Annotated in this window: 6 protein-coding genes; all 6 read right to left on the bottom strand. The window is 45.1% G+C overall.

The window, feature by feature from the left end; all coding sequences use genetic code 11:
* Positions 1-140: 140 nt before the first annotated feature.
* Positions 141-2618 (bottom strand): sulfotransferase, encoded by a 2478-nt coding sequence (locus tag QT996_RS16600; protein ID WP_333047802.1) that lies wholly within the window; start codon positions 2616-2618, stop codon positions 141-143.
* A 133-nt stretch (positions 2619-2751) separates the two neighbouring features.
* Entirely contained in the window at positions 2752-4824 is a 2073-nt protein-coding gene (locus QT996_RS16595; RefSeq protein ID WP_333047801.1) for a Wzt carbohydrate-binding domain-containing protein, read from the bottom strand.
* Positions 4825-5616 carry an ABC transporter permease gene (locus QT996_RS16590; protein ID WP_333047800.1) on the bottom strand — a complete coding sequence of 264 codons (792 nt, stop codon included), beginning with the start codon at positions 5614-5616 and terminating at the stop codon, positions 4825-4827.
* Entirely contained in the window at positions 5613-5756 is a 144-nt protein-coding gene (locus QT996_RS16585; RefSeq protein WP_333047799.1) for a hypothetical protein, read from the bottom strand. The genes QT996_RS16590 and QT996_RS16585 overlap by 4 nt, the downstream gene beginning before the upstream one ends.
* A 204-nt stretch (positions 5757-5960) precedes the next feature.
* The gene (locus QT996_RS16580) at positions 5961-7367 is read right to left on the bottom strand and encodes a glycosyltransferase (protein WP_333047798.1); all 1407 of its coding nucleotides are present in this window, start codon (positions 7365-7367) and stop codon (positions 5961-5963) included.
* A 56-nt stretch (positions 7368-7423) separates the two neighbouring features.
* Positions 7424-8605: a glycosyltransferase gene (locus QT996_RS16575; RefSeq protein WP_333047797.1), complete on the bottom strand. Its 1182-nt coding sequence runs from the start codon at positions 8603-8605 to the stop codon at positions 7424-7426.
* Between the last annotated feature and the right edge of the window lie 8 nt (positions 8606-8613).

Raw genomic sequence — 8613 nt, 5'->3', positions numbered from 1 at the left:
TTGATAGTTGACCTTCATAAAAAATCCCTTAATTTTCTGACCTGACATTGTAGCACTTATTTGGCAAAATGGTATTACTTGTAAGGTGCGTCTTTTGAGACATTTTGAGTAGAGGGAAATGTCTCGCTGGCTGAGTCACCTTACAAACCTAATTGCCATAAAAAATTTTCTGCTGTAACTTTAATGCGCGGCAGCGACAGTAAAGCATCGTCCAAACTGCTAAAAGTTGACCTATATGATACACCAAAAATATACCCACTCGCTCCAATTAAATGCGCTACAATTGGATCGACATCCCCGTAAGGATAGGCAAAACATTTAACAGATTTCTCTAATCCCCGTTCCAATATAGCACGGGATTTCGCCCCCTCCCGCACAATTTCTGTCGGCGACAATGCAGTCAGAGGTTGATGAGTAGCAGACATAGAACCGAATTGAATCCCTGCATCTCGCAGTTGCAAAATTTCCGGCCATCCCATTAACTGCACTTCTTCAACTTCGGCTTTTTCCCAACTATTTGTCTTTCCTATCGACTCCGCTACAAGAAAAACAGTCGCTGTAAAATCAAAGCGTTTTAGCAGAGGCCAAGCATATTGGAAAAAGTCGAGATAGCCACCGTCAAAAGTCATCAATACAGCTTTACCGGGTAAAGGAGTTTTATCCCGTTTCGCACTTTGCCAATTTTCCCAACTCGCAGTATAATAACCGCGATCTTTGAGATACTGCAACTGTTGTTCCAAAACCTGCGGAGTAACTGCGTCTAAACCGTCAGTGGAAATGCGGCGGTAGGCGAGAATCGGCAGCCTTTGTGTAACGCCATGATTGTGAAAAAATTGAGGTTTCCCTGAGTGAGAAACTTCTCTATACGGCGATTTTCGCCCCATGATTTCCGGTGCGTAAAATACTTGCTTTGGAAACTCGTTTTCTTGGGGAATTTGCATTGTCGGTTCCCCCGCGATTGCCGCGGCTGACTCGATTTCCGGCAGCGCCGCCACCGGGAGTGAGGCGCGGCGGCTGACACTTGTCCCGATCGCACCCTCGTGCCTGCCGAAGATCACCGCATTTGGCGGGTAAATGCCCCCAGCACCCGCTGCATTCAAACTCTCGGGCAAATCCGACCTTTGTTGAGCACAAGAGGCTAAGCGCGATCGCAGCCATTGCTTGCCGTTGAGCGGTTTTCCCAGCAAAGCTTCTCGCACGGCGGCGACGCACAACTCAAAACCAATATTTCGAGTAATTGTCGATCGCAATTTTTGAGCGGAAACAAAATTATTTTCCACCGCAACAGTGACAATACCGACAGCAACGCCGCCTATTTTCACCAGCACGTCTATTTCAGAAAGCGCAACTTTTATATTAGCAAATTCCTCGCTAACTTCTACATCAATCAAATCTCTTTCGAGGGTAATTGTTGAGACTTCCTCAGCTATTTCTGGATTGTAGAAATCCTCCAAATGCCAATGCGGACGCCCCCATAATTCTTGCAAAAATAGGGTCCAGTCATTTTTTTTGTGCAATGGTTGCAGCAAAGTTTCCCACAATCTATTGCCTTTTTCGCAGCGATTGCGTTGAAAGAAGCGATCGAGAATTGGCCAAGCAAACTGGGCTGCAATCGCATCCGCCAACACCGAACCCGCAACCATGCCATCGCAGACTGGCAATTCAACAATACCGAGTTTAATTCCTTCTAGTTCGATCGTACAGCACAGGCGATCGGATATTGGTAAAGCGTAAATATCCGAAATTGGTTCGCTCACTTCCACCGCAACTTTCCAGGTAATTTCACCCTTGACTTGCTTAATCTTATCTAAAATATATCTGATTTGATTGCTTTTAAAAGTTTTATGATATTTGTGAATCTTATTACTTTTAATCTCTCTTTCGATCCCTTGGTGCCAAGGTTGATTTAAACTGAGATAAGCCGCTTTTTCTTGATAAAATTCCAGCATTCTATCATCATATTCAATTCCCATAAAATGACAAAGTTCTTCTAACTTGTTGACTTTATTATCTAGAATGTCCTCATACTTGACTAATATATGATTAGATTTTTTAGCATATTTGTGACTAATTAACCTCGCCTCCTTCCAGCGATGGATACAGTGGTTTAAATCCCAACCAGGTCCCCACAACTCATGAGAAGTCCTAGTAGCCTCATGCAGAGATGCTATTGTATCCATACTGTTTCGCAAAATATGTATAAATTTAGCATCCGGCAAAAAGCGCTGTATATCCTCAATAAAATATAGGTGTTCCGGCGTTTTTTCCAACCAAATACTTTTGTTTTGTTCCGCCGCCAAACCATCCAAAACTCCGACAAACCAACTAACTTTTGCTGCCACAGTCTGACTATCATCAAAACCTTGCAAAAGTTCAGGGCGATTAATTTCATCCTTAAAGAAAGCTTCCATCCTACCAGGAAACTTTCGCGCAAATCTTTTGTACAGTAGATATTGAAAAAACTTAGATTCAGGGAACTTTCGCGCAAATCTTTTGTACACTAGATATTGAAAAAACTTAGATTCAGGAAAAGAAATAACTTCAGGATGAGCGGCTAATAAACTTTGAAGCATGGTTGTGCCACTTCTCGGACAGCCTACTAAAAATATGCGTTTCATTTTTATACTTTATAAATTGTTTGTGGATGCGATTTTTTTATGAACCGCAGAGAGCGCAGAGGACACAGAGGAAGAGAAGAAAGAGGTATGATTCATGTTCCTCTCTGCCCCAAGAGCGGTTAAAACTCTTTTCCTAACTCCAACTAAAATCCTCCTTCAACAAATCAGAAAGTTCTTGATTGTAAGGTTTGAAATAATTTGTTAAGTGTTGTTCGATTTCCGCAGGTATTTTGCTGTAATCCTCGACATTATTAATCTCATATTCTTTACTTGCACTCGCACTAATGTCCAAGAAATCTAACACTTCCGAAAAGACTTTGCCTGTATTTGCGTAAAAATCTTCGCTCTTGATAATTAGCAACTGTTCCCTCGGAAAATAGTCGAGCCAATTTTTGATTTGTTCTACATAAATTCCCCGCGACAAATAGGAATAATGCTGATGATTAAAACTGTAATAATTTTCATCGGCTTTAATTTTTTCAATCTCACCTTGGAGTCTATCAGGTTCAGAAGCGATCGCCTTTTCAAAATCCAACTTTTCGCAGCCACTCGCCACTTCTAAATGATAGTGCATCCACGCTCGTTTTAGCGGGTTTCGCAGCATCACAATCAGCTTAACATCCGGGAAACACTTGTAAACTCGCTCTGCCACCAAAGGATGATAAATATAGTAACCAGTCATCTCCCACAGCAGTTCTTTTTCACCAGTTACAATGCGAGTCAACTGTTTGCTGTACCACTCAACACCACGCTCAAAATTTAAATCAAAAAAGTGGATGTTCCGGGAACCTTGTTTGATAATTTGCAAGTGATTTTCAAGATGGCTGTATAGAGATTCCGTGCCGCAGTTTTGAGCGCCAATAATTAAAAAATTAGGTTTTTGATGATTTTCCAACTGAGTCGAAATATGGGGGTAGCCGGGATTATTCTTATCCAAATCGTAAGTTACAGTGGCTGGTTCGGGTAAATCCAGAAGTGGCATTTTGCCCTCAAATTCCCAGCGGAAGGGCGGACAAAGAATCGTTTTTTGGTTTACAGTCGATCGCACGTACAGCGGATAAACCTGCCAATGATAATCGTAGGCGTAAGCCAAAGTTTCCTCGTAAACCCCAGCATTCACGTAATACTGACCGTTTCCTAAATCCAGCCTATCTATTTGCAGCCGGATTTTGCCTTTCCCTTTCACCAGCGGGAGTAGTCTGCCCATTTGATTCGTATTAGTCTCAAAACAACTTTGACCATCATCCCTGCTGATTGTCACGGCAAAAACAGCAGCAGCAATTTCCTGCGACACCGAATAATAGATTTCAATGCTAATAGCATCACCACTATCTATTTCTGAATCAGGCCACACTTTGACATCGGTAATTTCTACTTCCAAAGAACCGAAGCGATTCTGATTACCTCGCAGTGACGAGCCGCTACTCGTAGCTTCAGCAGCAGGGAGGGGAGTGCGATTTTCTGTGGACGATCGCATTTCTGACAAATACTGACCCACGACCACTTCCGGTTCCCCATAAGCCACGATTTCACCTGATTTCAGCCACAAAGCCCGATCGCACATTTTTTGAATTTGCGATGCGGTGTGAGAAATCAAAACAATCGCACATCCTTGATTCTTAAACTCAGTTATCTTATTCAAACATTTAGTTTGAAAAGCCACATCACCAACCGACAAATGTTCATCAACTAACAGCACTTCTGGATCGGTATGCACCGCCACCGAAAAAGCTAGCCGCATTTTCATCCCCGTACTGTAAGTCCGCATCGGGCTGTCAATAAACTGTTTTAACTCTGCAAATTCCACAATATCGTCAAACCTGCGCGCCACTTCCCGGCGAGTCAAACCGGCCACCACCGCACCCACAAACACGTTTTCTCTGCCCGTTAGATCCGTGTGAAAACTCGCACCCAAATCCAACAAGCCGCCAATTCTGCCGTTAACTTTAATAGATCCTTCCTCAGCCCGGCAAATACCGCCGACCAGTTGCAGCAGCGTTGATTTTCCCGCACCATTCTTGCCAAGAATTCCCAGCATTTCGCCAGGAAAAACAGTAAAATTTATATTCCGCAGCGCCCAAAAACTCGCCTCCGGCTTCAGCTTCCACCAACCGGACAAAGCGGCTTCCATAATCGTATAAGGTTTCGCGGTAGAGTAGCGGTTAAAACGCTTACCCAAACCTTTGACAATAATTGCTTCACGCATTTACACTTCCTCCACAAAATGAGCGCTTTGCCGTCTAAAAATTCCCAGTCCGATGGGTAAAAGAGCCGCCACAACCAAGCTCAAAATTAACAGAGCCGACCAATCCGGCTGCATACCTTTAAGAAGTATGGCGCGGTAAGCTTCAATCAGGGGCACCATTGGATTTAAGTAATAAAAAATCTTAAATTTTTCCGGAACCCTGCTGATGTCGTAGAAAATCGGAGTCACGTAAAACAGCATCTGCAAAACTACTCCCAAAGTGTGCTGAGTGTCGCGGAAAGTGACATTCAAAGCGGCAAGGGGATAAGCAAAACTAACTGTCAAAACAAACTGAATAATCATCACCAGTGGCAAGAAAAATAGCACTGAATTCAGATGGAGACCATCAATTGCCAGAAAGATAATTAACACCGGCAAAGCTAACACAAAGTGAATGAGTCCAGTCATCGTCGTGACTACCGGCAAAATTGCCGAGGGGAAATTTGGCTGCCTGATTAGTGCCTTATGATTGGTAATTAATGCCGTTGATTTAAATAATACCGTTTGAGACCAATTCCAGATTAACAAGCCGCTGAAAGCAAAGGAAGAAAATTTTGGAATATTAAGGGGTACGACAGAGCGAAACAAAAAGGAAAATACAGCCAACTGTAACAGCGGACTGATTAAAGTCCAAGCAATCCCCAAGGTCGATCGCTTGTAAAGTAATTTCATATCGCGATCGACCAACACCCGCAGCAAATCGAACCAATGAGCCATTTTGCGCCGATAAAGCAGCGTTCCCACATTTCTCACCGCACACCTCCGGCAACTATCTGAGGTTCTGGCTCGGATGCCTCCCAGGGCTGAATCTTAACCAAATTCTGATTATCCACCAGGGTCAGCTTGTCAGCAATTGGTTCTAAAAAATCAGCTTCAATCAATTTTATTGCCATAATTACCATTGTTAATTTCTCTTTCTTTTAACTCTCAATTACTACTTAAGCTGTTCACCATTTAAATTTTCGATACTATCTAAGCCAGTAAAGGGTTTCAGCCTCTGCAACACCCAGTTTAAATGCTAAACAGCTTACTTACGATTAATTAAACGCTTACTTAATTACACCTCTATATTCTGTTTTTTCTCTCATCTAATTATGTCAGTTATAGGAAGAATTTTTCAGTTGTTTTTTGTCTACTACTGTAAATAACTGTAGATGTTGAAGTAGGGTGTTGTCAACTAAGCTCGGCTCAGAATGAGCAGCACTTTTGAGCATACCTTTAACCGCCATCGCCCCAGCCAGGGGTTCGGCAAAGTCAAGCGCCAGAATCGATCGCAAGTGAGCGCCCCGCAGTGGCTCTACACCGAATTGGGGAATGACGTGACCGACCGACAGTTCACCGTAACGGAGGTAAATGCCATCGGGTTTTTGCTCGTCAATGATTCGTTCTGCTGCTTCCCAACCTTCCTGCAAATCGATTTCAATTTCATGTCTTCCCAAGTCAGCATGAGCAGGCTCACCTTGCATAAAACTAAAAAGAGCCGATCGACTTTTCAACTCATCGATGACACCCCGCAAATACCAATAACCGCGCAATTTTGCCTGCAACCACCGCCAAGTTTTCCGCATCCGCAAGCTTTCGAGTAAATCAAGGGATTTCCTCAGTCCCAGAGCCAGCCAATCCACAGCAGCAGGCCAGAAAAACATGACCGCCACCAGAATTTTATCTAGCAGCGAGCAAGCAGTTTCGTAGGCTGCTATTGGCAGTATCGGTCTAAGTTCCGGGTGTCGGTGGCCGAGCAAAACATCCGATCGCCCTTCCTGACGAAATCTGCCCAAAGAGCGATCGAGGTTGTTAGTTTCGTGTTCGTAGTGATACCCGACTGCATCCGGTGCCACCGCAAAAGGTACATTTGCTTTGAGCAAGCGCAAGGCGAACTCGTAATCTTCATAGGCAGTACCCGGGCCGAAGGCAGAATCGAAGCCTCCGGTGCCAGCAAACAGTTTTATATCAATAGAAAGGTTGCCACAGAGCAAATCTTGATAAGTGTACCGGTGAGTCGGCTTGCTCATCTGGTAAAACTTTTCCTCCCACCAAGTCCGCACTTCTACGTCAAAAAAATTAGTCCTGGATTGCAACTGTGGCGGATAAGGATCGATCGCGGCGCAGCCCGGACGTTCTCGATGAACGCGCCCGTGGTTTTCGACTAAACACGGCATTGCTTCGATGTCATCGTCCAGAAACAACAGCAGTTGTCCAGTAGCCTCCGCTGCTCCAATATTGCGAGACATACCCACACTCCGGCAGTTGGCCTCAATTATGTGCATTTTAAAAGGAGCTTTGTAGTCTTGTAACATTGCTAAAGTATCGTCTCTGCAGCTATCTACGACTACCCTGACTTCGATGAGGTTCATCGGATAAGTCTGTGATTGCAGAGCATCTAAAGCCCGCCGCAGCGAAGAACTTCGGTTGTGAGTTATAAGAATGATGCTAAATGTTACATTTTCCATATTTACATTCGGAATTGGGAAGGGGGAATTCGGCGGAGTGAAGGGTTCGGGCATTGGGCCTTCTTAACTCATAACCAATAACTAACAACTAATAACTAATAACTAATAATTTATTCCTTAATTTTTTGCAACCACTTGCGAGACACAAAATAAGCCTTCCGGCCGCTAATGCAGCCCCGCAGTTGAGCTAACAGCAAATCACTAGGGATAGAATCCGGTTGCCTTCGCAAAGAAGCAATTAGTTCAGGAATTTGTATGTACCACAGCCATGACAAGGCTAACATAGGTACGCTGAATTCTCTGTTGACCACAAACAGCCGCGTCCAGAAAGCGTAGACTCCGATTCCGTAGCCTTGGAGCGTTTTTTGCAATTCTTCCCAAGTGCGCCGATGGCGGTGCCAGCTCAAGGCTCTCGGATCGTAGACGATGCGGTAGCCCGCGCGCAAAATGCGGGCAAACAGTTCGCAGTCTTCGCCGCCGACAGTGGGCGTTCCCGCCCCCAAAGCCTCGTCAAACAAGCCGATAGAGTCGATCGAACTTTTCCGCAAAGCCATACTCGCCGAAACCCCCACAGGAGCGACAATCAGCGGGTTGCAGTGCGCCCCATCAAAAATTCGGCGCTCAAAGCCCCGCCCGTGGGGGCTGTAGCGCTCGAACCATTCTTGCGCCTCGGTTTCCAGTTCCAAGGGCATCACCAGCCCCGTGACGCACATCACTCGCGGATCGCTAAAATTCCACAAGAGCGATCGCAGCCAGTTCTGATCGGGGGCAGCATCGTCATCTGTAAACGCTACGAATTCGTGTTTAGCTTCGCGTAAAGCTCGGTTGCGGGCAGCGCTGGAACCCGGTACCTCTTCGCGCACATAGCGGACTTGTGGGTAATTTTTGACCAGTTCCTTGGTAGCGTCCGTGGCCGGACAATTGTCAATAACTAAGTATTCCTGACCGTCGTCTGGGAGCTGCATCAACGCTTCTAGACAGCGGCGCAAATCTTCCGGGCGATCGCGCGTACAAACTGCTACTGTGGCGATCGGCATTGCCTGCAAGGGCCCGCGTTCATCCCATGCGAGGGCATCGTAGAGCCAATTTTTCCAAAGGTTCTCGCCTGCAGCATTCATCAGTATTTCCTGCAATTGAGCTCGCTCAATGCGACCTCCGACTACCGAAAGTAGAGCTTGACCGATCGGTTTTCCGTGCAGTCGAATTAAAACCAAGGCTTTGCTGTAACGCTCTTCAACCGTAATTTCTAACGGGAGTTTGGACATTTCCAGGTCAAGAATAGCTGTTGCCATTTTAGATT

Origin of the sequence: Microcoleus sp. S13C4 (genome assembly GCF_036700865.1) — a bacterium.
Taxonomy (GTDB): Bacteria; Cyanobacteriota; Cyanobacteriia; order Cyanobacteriales; family Microcoleaceae; genus Microcoleus.
This window is presented reverse-complemented; position numbering and strand designations above follow the sequence as displayed.